The sequence below is a fragment of the Dorea sp. D27 genome, from assembly GCF_001185345.1.
Lineage (GTDB): Bacteria > Bacillota > Clostridia > Lachnospirales > Lachnospiraceae > Extibacter.
Genome location: NZ_KQ236743.1, coordinates 61,951 through 80,388 on the forward strand (window position 1 = coordinate 61,951; position 18,438 = coordinate 80,388).

Annotated in this window: 18 protein-coding genes and 1 riboswitch; of the genes, 12 read left to right on the plus strand and 6 right to left on the minus strand. The window is 50.1% G+C overall.

Annotated elements, in window-relative coordinates:
* Window positions 1-18: 18 nt before the first annotated feature.
* Together HMPREF0980_RS00265 and HMPREF0980_RS00270 are read right to left on the minus strand one after the other, a co-directional pair.
* Window positions 19-1,281, minus strand: coding sequence for a Glu/Leu/Phe/Val family dehydrogenase (locus tag HMPREF0980_RS00265; protein WP_049727173.1), 1,263 nt, complete (start codon window positions 1,279-1,281; stop codon window positions 19-21).
* A gap of 23 nt (window positions 1,282-1,304) precedes the next feature.
* Window positions 1,305-2,570, minus strand: coding sequence for an aspartate aminotransferase type Ic (locus tag HMPREF0980_RS00270; protein ID WP_049727174.1), 1,266 nt, complete (start codon window positions 2,568-2,570; stop codon window positions 1,305-1,307).
* A 181-nt stretch (window positions 2,571-2,751) separates the two neighbouring features.
* Between HMPREF0980_RS00270 and HMPREF0980_RS00275 the strand changes: the two genes are divergently transcribed.
* From HMPREF0980_RS00275 to trxA, 8 genes are all read left to right on the plus strand, one after another.
* Window positions 2,752-4,617 (plus strand): PEP/pyruvate-binding domain-containing protein, encoded by a 1,866-nt coding sequence (locus HMPREF0980_RS00275; protein ID WP_049727175.1) that lies wholly within the window; start codon window positions 2,752-2,754, stop codon window positions 4,615-4,617.
* A gap of 148 nt (window positions 4,618-4,765) precedes the next feature.
* Window positions 4,766-5,473: a lantibiotic protection ABC transporter ATP-binding protein gene (locus HMPREF0980_RS00280; protein WP_049727176.1), complete on the plus strand. Its 708-nt coding sequence runs from the start codon at window positions 4,766-4,768 to the stop codon at window positions 5,471-5,473.
* Window position 5,474: 1 nt separating this feature from the next.
* On the plus strand, window positions 5,475-6,257 hold the full coding sequence (locus HMPREF0980_RS00285) for a lantibiotic immunity ABC transporter MutE/EpiE family permease subunit (protein WP_049727177.1): 783 nt from the start codon (window positions 5,475-5,477) through the stop codon (window positions 6,255-6,257).
* Window positions 6,254-7,015 (plus strand): lantibiotic immunity ABC transporter MutG family permease subunit, encoded by a 762-nt coding sequence (locus tag HMPREF0980_RS00290; protein WP_049727178.1) that lies wholly within the window; start codon window positions 6,254-6,256, stop codon window positions 7,013-7,015. The genes HMPREF0980_RS00285 and HMPREF0980_RS00290 overlap by 4 nt, the downstream gene beginning before the upstream one ends.
* Before the next feature lie 44 nt (window positions 7,016-7,059).
* Entirely contained in the window at window positions 7,060-7,677 is a 618-nt protein-coding gene (locus HMPREF0980_RS00295; protein WP_049728267.1) for a response regulator transcription factor, read from the plus strand.
* On the plus strand, window positions 7,668-9,056 hold the full coding sequence (locus tag HMPREF0980_RS00300; protein WP_049727179.1) for a sensor histidine kinase: 1,389 nt from the start codon (window positions 7,668-7,670) through the stop codon (window positions 9,054-9,056). Before HMPREF0980_RS00295 ends, HMPREF0980_RS00300 begins: the two co-directional genes overlap by 10 nt.
* Window positions 9,057-9,138: 82 nt before the next feature.
* Window positions 9,139-10,839: a MutS-related protein gene (locus HMPREF0980_RS00305; RefSeq protein WP_049727180.1), complete on the plus strand. Its 1,701-nt coding sequence runs from the start codon at window positions 9,139-9,141 to the stop codon at window positions 10,837-10,839.
* 52 nt (window positions 10,840-10,891) lie between these two features.
* Entirely contained in the window at window positions 10,892-11,203 is a 312-nt protein-coding gene (trxA, locus tag HMPREF0980_RS00310; protein ID WP_049727181.1) for a thioredoxin, read from the plus strand.
* A 110-nt stretch (window positions 11,204-11,313) separates the two neighbouring features.
* Here the strand turns inward: trxA and HMPREF0980_RS00315 are convergent, their stop codons facing one another.
* The 4 genes from HMPREF0980_RS00315 to HMPREF0980_RS00330 all read right to left on the minus strand — a co-directional run bounded on the left by HMPREF0980_RS00315 (window position 11,314) and on the right by HMPREF0980_RS00330 (window position 14,394).
* Window positions 11,314-12,444 carry a glycerate kinase family protein gene (locus HMPREF0980_RS00315; RefSeq protein ID WP_049727182.1) on the minus strand — a complete coding sequence of 377 codons (1,131 nt, stop codon included), beginning with the start codon at window positions 12,442-12,444 and terminating at the stop codon, window positions 11,314-11,316.
* Between the two features lie 171 nt (window positions 12,445-12,615).
* Window positions 12,616-13,293: a Crp/Fnr family transcriptional regulator gene (locus HMPREF0980_RS00320; RefSeq protein WP_049727183.1), complete on the minus strand. Its 678-nt coding sequence runs from the start codon at window positions 13,291-13,293 to the stop codon at window positions 12,616-12,618.
* A gap of 88 nt (window positions 13,294-13,381) precedes the next feature.
* Window positions 13,382-14,056: a hypothetical protein gene (locus HMPREF0980_RS00325; protein ID WP_049727184.1), complete on the minus strand. Its 675-nt coding sequence runs from the start codon at window positions 14,054-14,056 to the stop codon at window positions 13,382-13,384.
* Window positions 14,053-14,394 carry a PadR family transcriptional regulator gene (locus tag HMPREF0980_RS00330; RefSeq protein ID WP_049727185.1) on the minus strand — a complete coding sequence of 114 codons (342 nt, stop codon included), beginning with the start codon at window positions 14,392-14,394 and terminating at the stop codon, window positions 14,053-14,055. The genes HMPREF0980_RS00325 and HMPREF0980_RS00330 overlap by 4 nt, the downstream gene beginning before the upstream one ends.
* A 150-nt stretch (window positions 14,395-14,544) precedes the next feature.
* Between HMPREF0980_RS00330 and HMPREF0980_RS00335 the strand changes: the two genes are divergently transcribed.
* The 4 genes from HMPREF0980_RS00335 (at window position 14,545) to HMPREF0980_RS00350 (ending at window position 17,996) form a co-directional block, all read left to right on the plus strand.
* A complete protein-coding gene (locus HMPREF0980_RS00335) occupies window positions 14,545-15,702 on the plus strand; it encodes an SAM-dependent methyltransferase (protein WP_049727186.1) in 1,158 nt (385 codons plus the stop codon).
* Between the two features lie 56 nt (window positions 15,703-15,758).
* Window positions 15,759-16,514 carry a cyclase family protein gene (locus HMPREF0980_RS00340; protein WP_049727187.1) on the plus strand — a complete coding sequence of 252 codons (756 nt, stop codon included), beginning with the start codon at window positions 15,759-15,761 and terminating at the stop codon, window positions 16,512-16,514.
* A gap of 123 nt (window positions 16,515-16,637) precedes the next feature.
* A riboswitch (FMN riboswitch) is annotated at window positions 16,638-16,769 on the plus strand.
* A gap of 66 nt (window positions 16,770-16,835) precedes the next feature.
* Window positions 16,836-17,498: an ECF transporter S component gene (locus tag HMPREF0980_RS00345; protein WP_049727188.1), complete on the plus strand. Its 663-nt coding sequence runs from the start codon at window positions 16,836-16,838 to the stop codon at window positions 17,496-17,498.
* 12 nt (window positions 17,499-17,510) lie between these two features.
* Window positions 17,511-17,996: a pyridoxamine 5'-phosphate oxidase family protein gene (locus HMPREF0980_RS00350; protein WP_049727189.1), complete on the plus strand. Its 486-nt coding sequence runs from the start codon at window positions 17,511-17,513 to the stop codon at window positions 17,994-17,996.
* Window positions 17,997-18,438 lie beyond the last annotated feature (442 nt).

Sequence of the window (18,438 nt, forward strand, 5' to 3'; positions counted from 1 at the left end):
ATTGCTGGATGGGAATCTTTAAGGCCAGATGGCTCTTGCTTTCTTCGCTTCTACGACACGTTTGACCGCGATAAGGTAGGCACCGGTTCGGAGCGTCCCTTTATTCTTATGGGAGATATCCCATACGGCTTCAAAAGCAGGATCCATGATATTCTTAAGCTTTTCATTTACCGTCTCTTCGGTCCAGCTTACAGACTGGATGTTCTGTACCCACTCGAAGTAAGATACGACGACACCGCCGGCATTTGCCAGGATATCCGGTACGACAAGGATCCCTTTTTCCGCCAGGATGTCATCGGCCTCAGAAGCGATTGGGCCGTTGGCCGCCTCGACGATGATATCGGCGTGGATGCGCTCCGCATTGGAGTCGTTTATCTGATTTTCAAGGGCGGCAGGAATGAGGACCTTCACATCCAGCTCCAGCAGTTCTGCGTTGCTGATGCGTGTCATGCCGTCTTCCTCGTAGCCGGTGAGCAGGTTCTTCCGGTTCTGTGACAGATAGTCCAGGATATCCGGTATATTCAGGCCGCTTTCTTTATAGATGCCGCCGGACACGTCACTGACTGCCACGACTTTCATTCCTTCCCTGTGGAGCAGCTTCGCTGTGATGCTCCCTACATTTCCCATGCCCTGGATGGCAACCGTCGTGTTTTTCGGATCTATGTCCAGCTTCTTCAGCACGTTTTTTGCCGTGAACATGACGCCGCGTCCGGTTGCCTCGCTCCGGCCGAGGGCTCCGCCGAGCTCGATAGGCTTGCCTGTCACGACACCGTGTACGCAGTGGCCCTTCAGCATGCTGTAAGTGTCCATCATCCAGCCCATGACAGCCGCGTTCGTTCCTACGTCAGGAGCCGGAATATCCTGTTCGGGTCCGATCAGAGGAGCGATTGCCGCCGTGAACCGCCTTGTGATGGCACGGATCTCGTCTTCGGACAGCTTGTTCGGGTCGCATACGACGCCGCCTTTGCCGCCGCCGTAAGGGATATTCACGACCGCACACTTGAAGGTCATCCACGCTGCAAGCGCTTTGACTTCGTCCAGATTGACGTCAGGATGGAAACGGATTCCTCCTTTGGCGGGTCCCCGTGAGGTGGAGTGCTGTATGCGGTATCCCTCGAATACTTTTGTGCTGCCGTCATCCATCCGGACCGGAATGGCCACTTTCAGTTCCCGTTCCGGATATTTCAGCGCCTCTATATCGCTGTCCGTATAGCCTAAGATATTAGCTGCTTCCGATACTACTTTTAATACATTGTCATATGGATTGTATGTGTGGTTCATAACTGCCGTTCTCCTTTTTTGGTTTATTTGTTGTTATTCGTTTCCAGTGCTGCGATTTTAATACATAGGATAAAGATATCCATGGCTGCGTCCAGCTCTTCCAGTGTCGGGTAAGAAGGAGCGATGCGGATATTGCGGTCCCTCTCGTCCCTTCCGTAAGGGTATGTCGCTCCCGCGTCTGTCAGTACGACTCCGGCCTCTTTTGCAAGTGCCACCGTCCGTTTTGCACAGCTTGGCCGTGTGTTGAGCGAGATGAAGTATCCGCCTTTTGGACGGCTCCAGGATGCAAGGTTCGTGCCCCCGAGTTCTGCTTCCAGTTTGGATAGTACGAGGTCAAACTTAGGGCGGAGTTCATCTGCCAGCTTCGCCATATGCGCCCGGATATTTTCCGGTGTCTTGAAGTATTGTACGTGCCGCAGCTGGTTCAGCTTGTCGTAGCTGATTGTCTGTGCGGACATGTGTCCTTTCAGCTCCCGGACATTTTCCGGACCGGAAGCTATGAGAGCCACACCGGCGCCGGGGAATGTAATCTTGGAGGTGGAGAAGAAGTAATAGGCCCGCTCCGGATGGCCGTGCTTCTCGCATGCATCCAGTATATTCTTTAGCGCAACCTCTTCATATATATGGTGGATGCCGTATGCATTGTCCCAGAAGATACGGAAGTCACGCGCTGCCGTTTCCATGGACGCGAGCTGCTCTACCACCCGGCTGCTGTAGCAGACGCCTTCGGGATTGGAATGCAGCGGTACGCACCATATGCCTTTGACAAGGGGATCCTGTTTGGCAAGGGCGGTGACAAGATCCATATCCGGGCCTTCTTCAGTAAGCGGTATGGGTATCATCTCGATGCCCAGTTCTTCACATATTCTGAAGTGGCGGTCGTAGCCCGGTGAAGGGCAGAGGAACTTGACCGGAGTCCCTGCGTATCTATAGTGCTGCCACGGGCGGTTCCCGCCCGTACCGAAGAGGCATAAGGCGGCCATTACGTCGAACATAAGGCTCAGGCTTGAGTTGCCGCCTATAATCATCCTGTCCGGATTGAGGCCGAGCAGGTCTGCAAACAGCTGCCTGCATTCCGGGATGCCATCCAGAATGCCATAGTTCCTTGCGTCCGTCCCGTCTGCGGTCATGTAGCTGTCCATAGCCCCAAGCAGTGCGCTGCTTAGATCAAGCTGGGAAGGGGCAGGCTTTCCCCGGGACATATTTAGTTTCAGATGCTTTCCCCTGGCGTCCTCGTACGCGTCCTGTAACTGCTTCAGGGATGTGATATTGTTCGATGTATCTTTCATGTGCGTTCCTCCTTAAAGGCCTTTGTTTTCTTGCCTTCATTATAGGTAAAATGTTATGATAGAAGCAAATACTTATATTTGTATAAGAAGTATAGGCATTTGGCTATCTTGATGCGGAGGCAGCAGAATAAGCGGCAGTAGCATCCATGGCGGCCATGTGCAGGAGAAAAGGGAGGCGTGGATGGTGAACTGGGAAGAGATCAGGAACAGGGAAAGCCTGACGGCGAAGGAGAGCAAATATATATGCAATGAATTGATGACGACGGACATGCGGATGGAACGGCTGATCGTAGAACATTTTACGCCGGAGGATTACTGCCGTGTCAAGGAACGCTGCATCGGAGGCGGGAGGATTGGGGGCAAGGCATGCGGCCTTCTTCTTGCGAGGAAGCTGATTGCGGTGCGGACGCCCCAGTATATGGAGCATATGGAGCCCCACGATTCATTTTTTGTGGGTTCGGACGTGTTCTACCAGTATCTTGTGGAAAATGACTGTATGGAACTTCGCAGACGCCACATGGAGGAGAAGGAGCGGTTTAAGGATGCAGATGAGCTGCGTGCCCGCTTGAGCCAAGGGGCATTTTCCGAAGAATTGATGGAAGAGCTCAGGAAGATCGTCCGGCATTACGGAGATAGTCCGGTAATCGTCCGTTCCAGCAGCTTTCTCGAGGATGGATTTGGCAATGCATTTTCGGGGAAATATGAATCTACCTTCTGCATGAACCAGGGAAGTGAGGAGGAACGTCTCGAGGAACTGATGGATGCGATACGGAGCGTGTATGCCAGCACGATGAATCCGTCCGCCATCGAGTACCGGAGAAGATGGAAGCTGCTCGATACGGATGAGCAGATGGCACTTCTCATCCAGAAGGTGGAAGGGCAGAAGTACGACGGGTTCTATATGCCCGTGGCTGCCGGGATGGGCTGTTCTTACAATCCATACAAATGGATGGAGAACATGAATCCCGATGCCGGAATGCTCCGAATGGTCATGGGGCTTGGCACACGGGCGGTAGAGCGCACGCCCGGCGATTATCCGAGGCTCGTGTGTCTGGACAGGGCGCAGGCGAACTTAAGGACTACCGTAGCGGAACGGCATAAGTATTCGCAGCGGAAGGTGGATGTGATGGATTATGAGACGAATTCCCTTGGCACGCGGCGGCTGGAAGAAGTAATCCAGGCGCTGCCGGGATGGCAGAAGAAGCTTGTCTTAAGCCATGACACCGATGCGGAGGACATGCTGGCACAGCGGGGCGTCTATAAGAAAGTATATTTTGCCGACTGCCAGGGGATGGTGAACAATGATGATTTCATCCAGCTGATGAAGCATATCCTGGAGATGCTGGAAGAGGAATACGGAAGACCTGTGGACGTGGAATTTGCTGTCAACAGCCGTGCAAAAGAGGAATGGAAAGTAAACCTGCTCCAATGCAGGCCGCTACAGGCAAGCGTATCGGAGGAGATACATATCCCGGAAGACAAGACGCAGGAATTCCTGTTCGACGTGCGCAGGACATCCATGCGCCGCTCCAAGACAGAGAAGCTGGACCTCATCGTCTGGGTTGATCCGCGAAAGTATTATGAATATCCGTATGCAAAAAAGTTTGGCGTGGCACGTAAGATAGACGAGATAAACAAGCATTTTGAAGAAGAGGAGAAGAAGATGCTCCTCCTCGTGCCCGGGCGCATCGGCACTTCCTCCCCGGAGCTCGGGGTGCCGGTCGTGTACGCCAACATCAGCGAATTCTGCGCCATCTGCGAGGTGGCCTACAGCGAGGTCGGATACCACCCCGAGCTCTCCTACGGAAGCCACATGTTCCAGGATCTCGTGGAAGCCGACGTCTACTACGGGGCCATCAACGAGAACAGCAAGACAAGGTGCTACCAGCCGCAGCTGCTGAAGCAGCACCGGGATATCTTCCCCGAACTGTGGCCGGAAGATGCGGAGCTGAATGAGATAATAAAGCTGTATGACGTGTCAGACTGCCGGGCAGAGCTTATGCTCGACGTTAAACAAGGGCGGGCGGTCTGCCGCCTTGGGAAGTAGTTTTGGTCAATTGGGGACGTGATCTTTTTCAAAAGGGTTACGTCCCAAATTGACTTTTGTGGTGTACCCAAATGCGTTTTTATATGTATTCCTTATAAATTCCTTAGATTTATCTTTTATCTTAATTCTCGTAAGGAGGATTTTGATTATGGTACGATTATTGTTGGAAACGAGGAATCTATGTAAGGAGTTCAAGGGACAGCAGGCGGTGTCGCATGTGTCGCTTCAGGTGCCGCAGGGGTGTGTATATGGGCTTCTCGGACCGAACGGGGCAGGGAAGTCTACGCTTCTTAAGATGGTTACCGGCATGATGCGCCCGGAGGCAGGGGAGATATTGTATGACGGAAGGCCATGGAGCAGGGAGAACCTGAAGGAGACAGGTGCACTGATTGAGACGCCTCCGCTTTATGGAAACTTGAGTGCGAGGGAGAATCTGCTTGTTCGCACGAAGATACTGGGGATACCAGAGGAAAGGATTGATGAGGTGCTTTTCAGCGTAAACCTTAAAAATACAGGGAGAAAAAAAGCGGGACATTTTTCACTCGGGATGAAACAGCGCCTCGGTATCGCTGCATCGCTTCTGAACAGCCCCAGGCTGCTGATATTAGACGAACCGGCCAATGGTCTGGATCCGTATGGGATACAGGAGCTGCGGGAAATGATACGTTCCTTTCCGCAGCAGGGGATTACTGTCATCCTGTCCAGCCACATTCTCAGCGAGGTAGAACAGATGGCAGATCATATCGGTATCCTGGCGGACGGGGTGCTCGGGTTTCAGGGAGGGATGCCCGGAAAGGGACATCTGGAGGAAAAGTTCATGAAGATTACGGGCAGATACCGGAAGGAGGAGTGGTAGGATGGGCTCACTATTCCAGACGTATTATCCCGCGGAGCAATTGAAACACAGGCATACGATATGCTCAAAACTATACATTATCATGCCTGCGCTTACCGTAATCATGGCGTTTCTGCTCGCCAGCAGCTATGGGACGATAGACGCCTATAACTGGTGGTATATGACGCTTCTCCCCGGTATGGTGACGCTTGTGTGCTGTATGACCGGCCAGGCAGACAAGAAGCTGAACAACCGCGCTGTCGCAGTTCTTCCGTTAGACGTACGACGTGTGTGGGATGCGAAAGTGCTCTTCTGTATAAAATCCGTGATACTTGGAAATATCATCCTCTATCTGCTCACCATGGTGGCAGCCATTGTATCGGCGCATGCCGCAGGGGTGATGCAGCTGGCGGATATAACGCTTGTGCAGGGGGCGTCAGCCGTGTTCGTCATGACGATAGGCTGCATATGGCAGATACCGCTCTGCCTCTGGGCAAACGAAAGGTTCGGCCTGTATCCGACGCTGCTTGTCAACCTGGCGCTGAATCTATACAGCACGATTGTCGTTTCACTTGGAAGCCTCTGGTTTGCAAGCCCGTATTCCGTGACGGCCAGGTTGATGTGCCCTCTGATTAAAGTATTGCCGAACGGACTGATAGCAGAAGAAGGCAGCCTCACGTATTACCCGGGGCTGATGGATATGAAAGCAGTGCCGGCAGGGATGCTTGTCTGCCTGGCGTGGCTTGCACTCCTCTGGTCGGCAGGGAGGAGATGGTACGGAAAAAGGGGAGGGGAGACGATATGAGAGATCTGTTACGCTTCACCCAGAGTGAATTTATCAAGATGCGCCATACGAAATTGTTTTGGATACATCTGCTAGTACCAGGCGCAGGTGCGGCTGCATTCTTACTCTATTATACATTTGCACCGTGGGACGCGGCGGCCAAGGTACAGGCATATGTGGAAGCGCTGGCAGTCGTCTATCCTTTTCTGGCGGGTCTCATCTGTTCGATGTCCGTGGAGCTGGAAGAGGAAGGTAATATGCAGACCTTTCTTATAGTGAGTGGAAGGAAGTGCTGCGCCTTCATTGGAAAATGGCTGGCGCTGAATCTCAGTTCCCTTGCGGCTTGTGCACTTGCCGTCCTTGGCTTTGCTGCGGGATATGAGCTGATGATAGGGCAGAATCCCATTCCACTGCGATACTACATGGTGAGCACTCTTCTGCTGTGGCTCGGGCAGACGGTACTGTATTCGGTCTATCTGTTTTTAAGCCTCAAATATGCGAAAGCGGCCGCTCTGGCAGCAGGCATTCTCGGAACAGTCCTGGCTGCGCTCATGCTGACCGGGCTCGGAGACGGATGCTGGCCGATTATTCCCTTCGCCTGGAGTGGCAGATGGAGCAGTTATCTGCTATTATATGAAACAGGAAACCAGGAGAGATGGAACCAAGTGTCAGGGGCGCTGCCGACGGAGCTGGCAGTATGCGCGGCGGCAGCAGCCCTCATTACGTCCGGGATTCTTCTCTGGTTTCACTATTATGAAGGAAGGCGGTGTGAAGAATAGTGAAGGAACGGATCCTGGCAGTGGACGATGAAAAAAATATTCTTATGCTTATAAGAAATGCGTTGGAAAAGGATGGATATGTGGTGGATACGGTGTCCGATTCACAAGAAGTACTGAAGCTCGCACTGCCGCAATACAGCCTCGTACTGCTGGACGTGATGATGCCAGGACTAGACGGGTATACGTTGTGTGAGCATATAAGAAGTAGAACCGACTGTCCTGTCCTGTTTCTGACAGCTAAGACAGACGAGGCAGATATCATGAAAGGTCTTGGCATCGGTGCGGATGATTATATTGCAAAGCCATTCGGCATCGGTGAGCTGCGCGCGAGGGTACAGGCACACCTGCGGAGAGAGGGACGGAAGAAGCGGCATCTGCTCACTGTCGCAGGGATGCAGTTCCTGCTTCGGGAAAAGAAAGCGCTGTTTGAAGGTCAGGAGATACCATTTACGAAGAGCGAATATGCCATCTGCGAATATCTGGCTCTGCATCAGGGACAGGTGTTTTCCAAAGAACGTATCTATGAGCATGTGTTCGGTTATGAAAAAGAAAGCGACAGCACGGCGATAACAGAGCATATAAAGAATATCAGGTCAAAATGCCAGGCAGTGGGAGCGGCACCGATAGAAACCGTGTGGGGGATAGGATACCGATGGAAATAAAAAGGAAGAAAAAAATAGATACGATCTTTATCACCTATCTGGCAGTGTTCCTTGGACAGTGCGCACTCCTGGCAGCGGCAGCTTATATTGCCCTCAATATAATGATCAACACGGGATTCCTGCAGCCTGCCGTATACACGCTGAATCAGCTGGAAGCAGCGTCAGGTGCCATAAGGGAGAGCAGAAATGTTGGAAAAGATATCATTCCAGACGGCGCCGGATATGGTGTCTATGATGCAGAAGGGAATTACCTGTACGGCAGCTATGGAAAAGAAGAACAGAAAAAGGCGTGGAAATATAAGGAAAGCGGCAATACGCAGCCGGGCCTCAAGACCTTTTACCGGTTCATCGAGAGAGAAGGAGGAGAGACATGTATCATCCGCTACGACATACTCGCCCAATTTGCAGACCCTTCGCTCAGGGAACGGCTTCCGAATGCAGAGTGGCTGTTCTGTGCGGTCATACTCGCAGTATTTCTGCTGCAGACGGCGTGGACGGCGAGAAGCTTTGGAAGCTATCTTTCGAGGCGGCTTAAGACGCTGAATGAGGCGACAGACAGGATTAAGGAGAGCAATCTGGAATTTGGCAGGGAATACTCGGATATCCGTGAGATTGACGATGTGCTGGAATCCCTGTTCAGGATGAAAGAGGCACTGAAGGAATCACTGGAAGAACAGTGGAAATCAGAAGAGATGAAAAAGGAGCAGGTAGCCGCACTAGCACATGATATCAAGACACCTCTCACTGTCATCAGGGGCAACGCAGAATTGATCCATGAAACGTCATGTGACCCGGACGTGAAAGAATATAACCGGTATGTAACGGACAGCGTAAAGGAGATAGAAGAGTATCTCCTTATATTACAGGAGACTTTACGTTCTGAAGGAGGAAGACAGGAGGAGAAGAAGAGGCTTTGCACCGAGGCATTCATAGGCCAGCTTTCAGAAAAAGCAGAGAGTCTCGGCATAGGTAAAAAGATAAAAGTAGAGACACATATAGATGCGGCAGGGACAGACCTGTGGGTGCAGGAGGCAAAGCTGTACCGTGCATTTATGAACATACTTGCCAATGCTGTAGAATACACGCCGGATAGTGGAAGTATCTTTATAGACACCCGTGTGAAAAGAACCGGATCAGAGAGATGGCTCGAAACGGTTGTCACCGACAATGGACCGGGATTTACCAAGGAGGAACTAAAAGCCGCGTCGGACCAGTTCTTCCAGGGAGACAGAAGCAGGCACAGAAGAGGCCATTACGGAATGGGGCTCTATATTGCAGACAGCTTTATCCGGCAGCAGGGAGGAACGATGGAGGCGGATAATTCGCCAGAAACAGGAGGGGCGCGGATAAAAGTACGTATACCGTTGTACATCGGTTGACTTTCCGCAAAGGTGGTGATAAACTGTATTAAAAAACTAATACAGTGATATGGACAGGATGACCACAGAGGAGAGCTGAGTTATGGATGTGTATACGCTGGCCCTTGTCGCAGGGGCGATAGTTTCTATTTTTATTATTGCGGTTTATTCAAGACAAGCAGGCCAGAAAAGGCTGCGCGAATCAATCAGAAAACAGTATGGGAAGAAGCCGGAGAAAAAGGAGACTGATTTCAAGCTGGCAGGTCTGTACTTCACGGAGGCAGAACACGGCGATGCCTACGGACTGGTTGACGATGAGACGTGGAACGACCTTGACATGTCCGAAGTGTTCCAGAGGATAAATACAACCTGTTCCTTTGCAGGAGAACAGTATCTGTATGCGTCGCTTAGAATCCTGTCGCAGGATGAGGAAAGGTTTGCCAGATACGAACGATTGATGGCTTACTTTGAGGAACGGCCAGAAGAACGCGCTGAAATCCAGTATGAACTCCACAAGATTGGAAAGCGGCCGAGCTATTATTACCTGCCTGCGTTTTTCAATAATATAGACGCTTTTGAGGTGTCCCACGTCTGGTGCTACAGGTTGATGCGGAGCGTGTTCCTGCTCAGTCTGCTCTTTGGCCTGATTCTTCGTACGAAGTGGATGTTTGCCGGCGCATTCTTTGTGTTTCTTATCAATCTTGTCATCCACGGTACGATGAAGGGGAAATATGACACGCAGTTAGAAGTAATCGAAGGCATATACGGGTTGATGCTGGCGGCCAGGAAGTTGACAGGAAGCAAGACGAGACACTGTGTAGAAGCGTTCCAGAAGCTCTCCCGTGCTGCTGCCGGGCTGAAACCTTCGGAAAAAAAGTTCTTATATCTGCTCGGCAGAAAAAGGACGGCAGCGTCCGGCGACTTTATGGAGATGGCAGCCTCGTATATAACGGGTGCACTCCTTCTTGATTTTACAGTGTATAACAAGATTATCGGTGAGATAAGCGAAAAGATGGATGCTTTCATCTGGCTGTACGAACTGGTTGGAGAGCTGGACATGCTCATATGCACTTCGTCGTTCCGGAAAAGCCTTCCGGCTTGCTGCGTACCTGATTTCCATGAAGCGCTGTCCATAGAGATGGAGGACATATATCATCCGCTTATCGACAATCCTGTTTACAACAGTGTCAAGCTGCGGAAAAATACCATCATCACTGGCTCCAATGCGTCAGGAAAGTCGACTTTTATCAAAGCGGCCGCGATAAACGAGATATTTGCCCAGACGATTCATACATGTACGGCCCGGAAGTTTGTGCTTCCCCCGACCTATGTAAAATCTTCGATGGCCGTGAGGGATAACCTGATGGAAGGAGAAAGCTACTATATACGTGAGATCAAGTCTCTGAAAAGAACAGCGCTGAGTACGGACGGCAGGCTGCCCGTATTCTGTGCCATTGACGAAATACTGCGCGGAACGAATACCGATGAGCGGCTGGCCGCGTCAGCGTCTATCCTCCAGTATCTGCAGGATAAGAACAGCATCGTCCTCGTGGCCACGCATGACCTGGAACTTTTGGAAATGCTGAAAGACAGCGGCTATGACTACTATTATTTCAGTGAGCGGCCAGAGGATGAAGATGTCATTTTCGATTATAAGATCCACAGCGGAGTCAGCAAAAATACAAATGCCATAAGGCTGCTTGAGAGGATAGGATTTCCGGAGGAAGTCATCGGACGTGCCAATCATTTTTATCAGCAGATAATTGTGACCAAATCACAGAAAGGATCCTCAAATAGTGTATAATAAAGACAACATCAAAACAAAATAAGATTAATCATAGAAAGGAAGTAATATTATGGCAGCAATACATTTAACGAAGGACAATTTTAAACAAGAGGTTTTAGAATCAGAGGTACCGGTGCTGGTTGATTTCTGGGCCGAGTGGTGCGGACCGTGCCAGATGGTTCTGCCGATTGTCGAAGAACTGGCCGGAGAAGTCAAGGATGCTAAGATATGCAAGGTCAATGTTGACGAACAGAAGGAACTGGCAAAAGAATTCCGTGTGATGTCGATACCCACGCTTATGGTATTCAAAGATGGACAGAAAGTCAAATCAGAAGTGGGAGCAAAGTCTAAAGAAGAGCTCAAGGCAATGCTGGAAGTGTAGAAGAAAGCGAAAACAGACCCCTGTATAGATGCAGAGGTCTGTTTTCTTGCCACATAGGAGAAATCTATTTCCTATGTGACAAAATCCTTCCGGGGGTGCACATATCTTTATCAGTCCAGAAGCCGGAACACCTGCTCCACGGCAGCGGCCATATTTTCTCGGGCAGTATCGGGCTTCATGGCCTCTTCAAGAGTTGTGATGCCACGGATGACAGGGAAGTAGGCGTCGATGCCTGCTTCGTTGCAGGCCGGCGCTTCTTTCGACACGCTCCCGGCGAACGCGATTACTTTGATACCATATCTTTTCGCCATCCGGGCGACGCCGGCCGGCGCCTTTCCCATAGCTGTCTGTGCATCGAGGCGGCCTTCCCCGGTGACGACGATATCGGCGCCAGGCAGCACATCCTTCAGACCGACTGCATCCAGAATCAGATCAACACCCGGCGTAAGTGAAGCACCCAGATAACTAAGAAAAGCAAAGCCGAGCCCTCCTGCCGCTCCGGCGCCTTCAACACCGGCATAATGGACCCCAAGTGCTTCGGCTGTGACGGCTGCATAGTGGGCCATGTCTCCATCCAGCTTTTCAAGCAAGTCTTCCGTTACTCCTTTCTGCGGGCCGTAGATATAAGTTGCGCCGTTTTTTCCGCAGAGAGGGTTCGTGACATCGCACGCAACCTGGAAGCGGCACTCGGACAACAGCGGGTTACGTCCGCCTGTATCGATGGACATTATCTTGCCGAGCGCCCGGCCTCCTTCGCCGGCATCTCGTCCATCTTTGTCCAGGAACCGGAAGCCGAGCGCTTTTAACATTCCGATGCCACCGTCATTTGTGACGCTTCCCCCGATACCGATGATAAAGTTACGGCAGCCGCGTTCAGCCGCATCCTGGATCATCTCCCCGACCCCAAACGTACTGGCAATAAGAGGGTTCCTTTCTTTTGGGGGAACAAGCGTGATGCCGGCAGCGGCAGCCATCTCTATCACAGCCGTGGAAGAGCCGTCCAGATATCCATAGCAGGCAGCGACGGGCTGCCCCATAGGGCCGGTTACGGTTACGTCGATTCTTCTACCGCCCAGTCCTTCTATGAGGGCGTCGGTCGTACCTTCCCCTCCGTCCGCCAGAGGCTTTACAGTGACAGAAGCGTCCGGCCTGGCGGCAAGTATACCTGCTTTCGCAGCAAGTCCGGCCTCCATGGATGAGAGGCTCCCCTTGAATGAATCCACAGCAATTACAACCTTCATATTCTGGCTCCTTTTCTCGTTCTTGTTATATCAAGGATATCATATAAGTGCATCTAGCGCGAAATGTTTTCTGCGATATATAAGAGACCTGCCGGTCCGCATGGATACGACAGGTCTCTTATGTGACGGATGATTCTATCATAAAAACACACTTTCACGACATCCAGAATTTCAGATGAGAGATTTGAGCTTGTTTTTATCCATGATCTTAACGATTCCTCTTGAGAGTTCTACATAACCTTCAGAGGAGAAATACTTGAGCATACGCGTCACGACTTCTCTGGCACTGCCCATAAGCCTTGCAATCTGTTCGTGTGTGAGCTTGATTTCATCCGAGTGCAGCGATGCGGCTTCATCGAGGAGAAAGATAGCAAGTCTTTTATCAAAGCTCATAAACAGTATCTGCTGCATGGCCCACATGACATCTGAGAACCGTTCCGTAGTGAGCCTGTATGTAAAGGCCTCCGCATAGACATTGCCTTCAATGATGGAAGCAAATGCCTTGGAACAGAGCTGAATCAAATCACAGTCTGATACGACATCGATGTAGACATCAAATGTTATGGACTGCAGGACACAGGAGGCAGACAGGACGCAGACCTCTCCTTCATTGATACGGTATAAGGTTATCTCCCTTCCATCTTCCGAGAGCATGTAGACTCTCAGAGAGCCGGATTTGACGATGAGCGTTCCGATGCATTCATAGTCTGCACTGTGAAGTATCGTCCCTTTCTCGTATGATCCGGATGCCGCGCTTTCGATAAGCATATCCTGCTGTGTATGCGTAAGCTGGTTCCAGAAAGTAAGCGTTTCTTTCAGTAAATTTTTATCTTCTTGTTGTGTCAGCATAGAACCATCCTTTCGTATCGTATTCTTTCTGTTTAAAACAGTATATCACAAATCACCGGAAAGAATGAAAAAAACGGTCTGGAAATGATCAGCACGTATATTTTCTTGAGCAGCGGTGCCAATATATGTTAGACAGCATGGTAGCGGCTGCGGCAGCCACGGCCGCGATAGATATGACAATCCAGCCGTCAGCTATAATAATCGGCCTGTTAATAGGTGCATAAAATCTGATAGATAACATGTAGGCGCTTAAAAACATGAAGAAAACGAATAGATATGGAAGGCAGCGCACTATTGGATTAGAAGCTATGGAGAGCCGGTTGCGTATGTAGGATGCCAGAAAGTTACATCCCATGTAGTATAAGAAGACGGACAGCAGATCGCTCCAAGCTATTGTATAAGGAGAAAAAATGAAGTACTTTATGAAGAGCCATATGGCAGCGAACTGGATAGTATTTACGGCTGCATTCAGCAGATGTTCGCTGCGCGCGTTGCTTTCCCCGCTTTGGATAATGTCATTGCAGAATTCCTTCGGCGCCACGCCGAGCTTATCCTGAAGAGCAAGCCCCTCTTTGTCAGCTTCCAGCGCCATGCCGATCAGGTCTTTACGGATAACCTGTATCTGAAAGAGGGAGAGGGAAAAAGATGAAAGGTAACGGACCATATTCTGGACAGCCACATAATTGTCTCTGCATTCGATATCGGCAGCCATGTCGTTGTTTTCTTTCTCTAACCTTTTAAGTTCATTTCTAAATGGATTCATATGCTTTCCTCCTTCATATTCTCTTCGTTAAAAATCCGGTTTACTGAAATGCAAGTCTCTTTCCAGCTGTTATGGAAGCTGTCCAGATATTCTTTTCCATCCTTCGTCAGAACATAATATTTTCGGCTTGGGCCGAGGGGGCTTGGCTTGTATGTGGCAGAAATCAGCTTTTTTTTCTCCAGCCTGAGAAGCAGTGGATACAGAGTGCCTTCTCTTACATCTTGAAATCCATTTTCCTGAAGCTTCACGACAATCTCATACCCATATGTCTCGGACTTGTCTATTATCTTCAGGATACAGCCTTCCAGTATTCCTTTCATAAGCTGTGATTTGTCCATCTTACATCACATCCTTCCGCTACCTTGCAATACAATGTTCTTTACTATATTGTATCACAAGATAGATGTATGTCAACCGTGTCATGTATTTTTCTGGAAGAAATGGAAATAATCATTACGTATCTGATTCAGACTGGAGGGTGGAGAACGATGAATGAATTTATTACAGGCTATCTGCAGAAGATCATACCGGTCAGCTTTAATCTGGAGACGGCGGAGGAGTTTATAACGATTGGGGACGCGGATCCTGCATTTACGTTGAAGATCAACCGTAATATCCCGAAGCGGGAGCTTCTGAACAGTACGTCGCTGGCGCTTGGTGAAGCCTATATGCGGGAAGACATCGATGTGGATAAGGATCTGTTCGAGGTGCTGGACAGCTTCCTCGGGGAGATGGGCAAGTTCAGCGTCAACCGGGGAGCGCTTCGCCGGATTCTTTATACATCGAAAAATATGCGAAGCCAGGAGCAGGAAGTGACGTCCCATTATGATATAGGTAATGATTTCTATAAGCTCTGGCTGGACGAGACGATGAGCTATTCGTGCGGCTATTTTAAGGAATCTTCTGATACGCTTTATGAAGCGCAGGTTAACAAGGTAGAACATATACTGGATAAGATGTATCTCCAGGAGGGGATGAATATGCTGGATATCGGCTGTGGATGGGGCTTTCTTCTCAAACATGCCGTGAAGAAGTACGGCGTGAAAGGAGTCGGCATAACGCTGAGCCGGGAACAGTATGCCAAATTCCAGAAGGATATAGAGGATGAGGGGCTCCAGGACAGCCTTGAGGTACGGCTGATGGACTACCGTGAGCTGAAGTCATCGGGTCTTGCGTTTGACAGGGTGGTGAGCGTAGGAATGCTTGAACATGTAGGAAGAGGCAATTATCCCCTGTTCCTCGAATGTGTACAGTCCGTCCTCAAGACAGGCGGCCTGTTCCTGCTGCATTACATCAGCGCCCTGCAGGAATTTCCCGGGGACGCGTTTATCAAGAAATATATTTTCCCGGGAGGCGTCATTCCAAGCCTGCGGGAAATCATCCATATCATGGGAGATAAGAAGCTGTATACGGTCGACGTAGAAAGCATGAGGCGGCATTATACGAAGACGCTGCTCTGCTGGCGGGATAACCTGCTGAAGCATAAGGAAGAGATAACAGAGAGTTACGGGAAAGAGTTCATGCGTATGTGGGAGCTGTACCTGGCATCCTGTGCGGCTACTTTCCACAATGGAATTATCGATCTGCACCAGATTGTTATGACAAACGGAATTAATAACGGGCTGCCAATGACAAGAGTCGTCTGATACTTGCCGCACCTCCAAAATCAAGGTATAATGCTTGATAAAGGAGGTGCGTTATTATGTACGAATTATGGAAAGACCTGGAGAGGCTGAAAGGCTGCCGGTGGGTGGAGCTGTCCCATCCTCTGAATAATGACAGCCCATATTGGGGAGGAATTCCTGACGGTGCGGTGGAACTGTCCAGCACGGTGTTTGACTGGGGCAATGAAATGCTGGACTGCCTCATACAGACATTTAAATTCCCGGGACAGTTTGGTACACATATTGATTTCCCGGGACATTTTATCAAAGGCAGAGAGCTGTCGGAGCAATATGGTGTCAGGGATATGGTCTACCCTCTCGTAGTTATAGACATTTCAGAAAAAGTAAAGGAAGATGTCCACTATGCGGTTACTGTGGAGGATATCAAGGCATTTGAAGAGAAGTATGGGGATATCCCTGACGGAGCGTTTGTCGCGCTTCGCACGGACTGGAGCAAACGTTGGCCAAGTATGGATGCCATCTGCAACTTTGATGAGGAGGGAGGAGAGCATACGCCCGGCTGGTCGATGGAAGCGCTGAAATATATCTATGAAGTGCGGAACGCGGCGGCAAACGGGCATGAGACGTTGGATACCGATGCCTCTGTGCTGGCCGGGCAGGCCGGAGATCTTGCTTGCGAAAGGTATGTACTGGATAAGGGGAAGCTTCAGGTAGAAGTGCTCTGCAACTTGGATCAGGTACCCCCGGCGGGAGCCATCATCATCACTGCGTATCCCCCGATTGAGGGTGCTACAGGGCTGCCGGTAAGGGTGTGGGCAATCGCGCAGGATTGACCCGGCAATCGTGTCCTGTCTATGTCAGCCTGTGGAAAATAGTTGTTTACATGTGCATAGGACAGGTATATAATGGTAACCAGCAGATGATGTTACTGCAATCACCTATTCAAAAAAGAATATAGAAGTCTTTGTGGCAGGGTGCAAGTCCCTACCGATGGTATAGTCCATGACCCGCGTTAAGCGGCTGATCTGGTGACCCCTTCAGCGGGAATTCCAGAACCGACGGTATAGTCCGGATGAGAAAAGGCATTTTCTGCGTAATTACGCCCGGGACATGATTTTTGATGTGCCGGGTTATTTTTTTGAGGAGGATTCAGTATGAACGAGACAAATGAAACAATGAATGTAACAGCGGGCAAGAAATTACAGGCCCGTGAGGATGCAAGGATGAAGGTGAAGAAAATCGCGTTCATCGGCCTTATGGGCGCGGTCAGCGCAGTGCTGATGCTGTTCAGGTTCCCGATTCCCTTCATGCCGCCTTTCCTGTCGTTTGACTTTTCCGGCCTGATGGAGATGCTTGGCGGCTTCATGTTCGGTCCGGTAGCCGCCGTGTGCATCATCGTTGTGAAGATTATGCTGCAGCTTGTCATGCAGGGAAGCTTTTCTCTTGGCACAGGTGAACTGCAGAATCTGATACTGAGCTGTGCCTACGTGCTGCCGGCCCTGATTATCTATCACCGGAACAAGTCGAAGAGGATGGCGGCTGCGGGTATGGCGGTCAGCTCCGCGTTTGTCGCTGTCGTTGCAGTATTTACCAATCTGTATCTCATCATTCCGTTCTATGTCAAGTTATTCGGCATGTCCATGGATGATATTATCGCCATGTGCAGCACAGTCAATCCGGCCATGAAGAATGCGGTGACGATGGCATTGTTCGGCATCCTGCCGTTCAACCTGATTAAGTACGGTGTTACATCTCTGGTTACATTTATTATATATAAGAGGCTGAGCAAAGTAATCAAAGGGATTATCAGCAGATAAAGGAGAGAAATCATGAAGTTTACGTTAGATAGGAACATTACTTATGAGCAGGCAGTGGACCGTATGTTTGAGATGCTTGGTGACTGTCAGATTATGGCACTGGCTTCAAGCCTGGACGATTATGTCATGGTAAGGAACGTCAGCTGCCTGTTCTATGACGAGAAGATTTATTTCAAGACGGACAAGAATTTCCGCAAGACAAAGCAGCTGCTTGAGAACCCGAAAGTGGCGATGTGCTGGAGCGGGGTGCAGGTAGAAGGCATTGCTGTCAACAAGGGGCTTGTGACAGAAGAGCCGGGGCAGCGGTTCGCAGCAGGCTATAAGAAATATCTGTGGCAGAGTTATAATAAATACAGCCATGAAGACACGGAGATTCTCATAGAGGTGATTCCGAAATATGTAGAGATCTGGGATACGAGCGATGATGGATATGCCTTCCAGCTGTTCATAGATTTTGAAGAAAAGCAGATTGAGATAAAATTATATGATGAGAAATAAATGGGGGTTTAGTGAAGCAGGGCGCCGCTGGGAAGGCAGGGGGCATATGCTGCGATGCGTCCGGGACTGCGACTATCACACAGATTCCTAAGCCTGTGGAATGTTCGCCGATAGCGGCTCTCATCCCACAAGCTAAGGAATCTGGTGAGGATTCTCCGTCCCTTCCGCTTATACCTTCGCATCTGCCCCCTGCCTCCCCAGCGGCTATCTACTTTACTGGCACGGGCGGGGGTGGCTGTGTGACAATACTGGAGGCCGGAAAGAATTTGGCTTGTGTGGCTATATGAATAAAAGATGCGTCAAGTTGAAATCCTTGGCGAAATGGAATTATAATGAGGAAGAGCCGGTATCAGGTACAGGGCTGTTATATGAGATAACATCCCTTGCCTGACTCCGGCTCTTCTTCCAGCAACGGCGTGCACGCCTCGCTGCAAACGTTTAA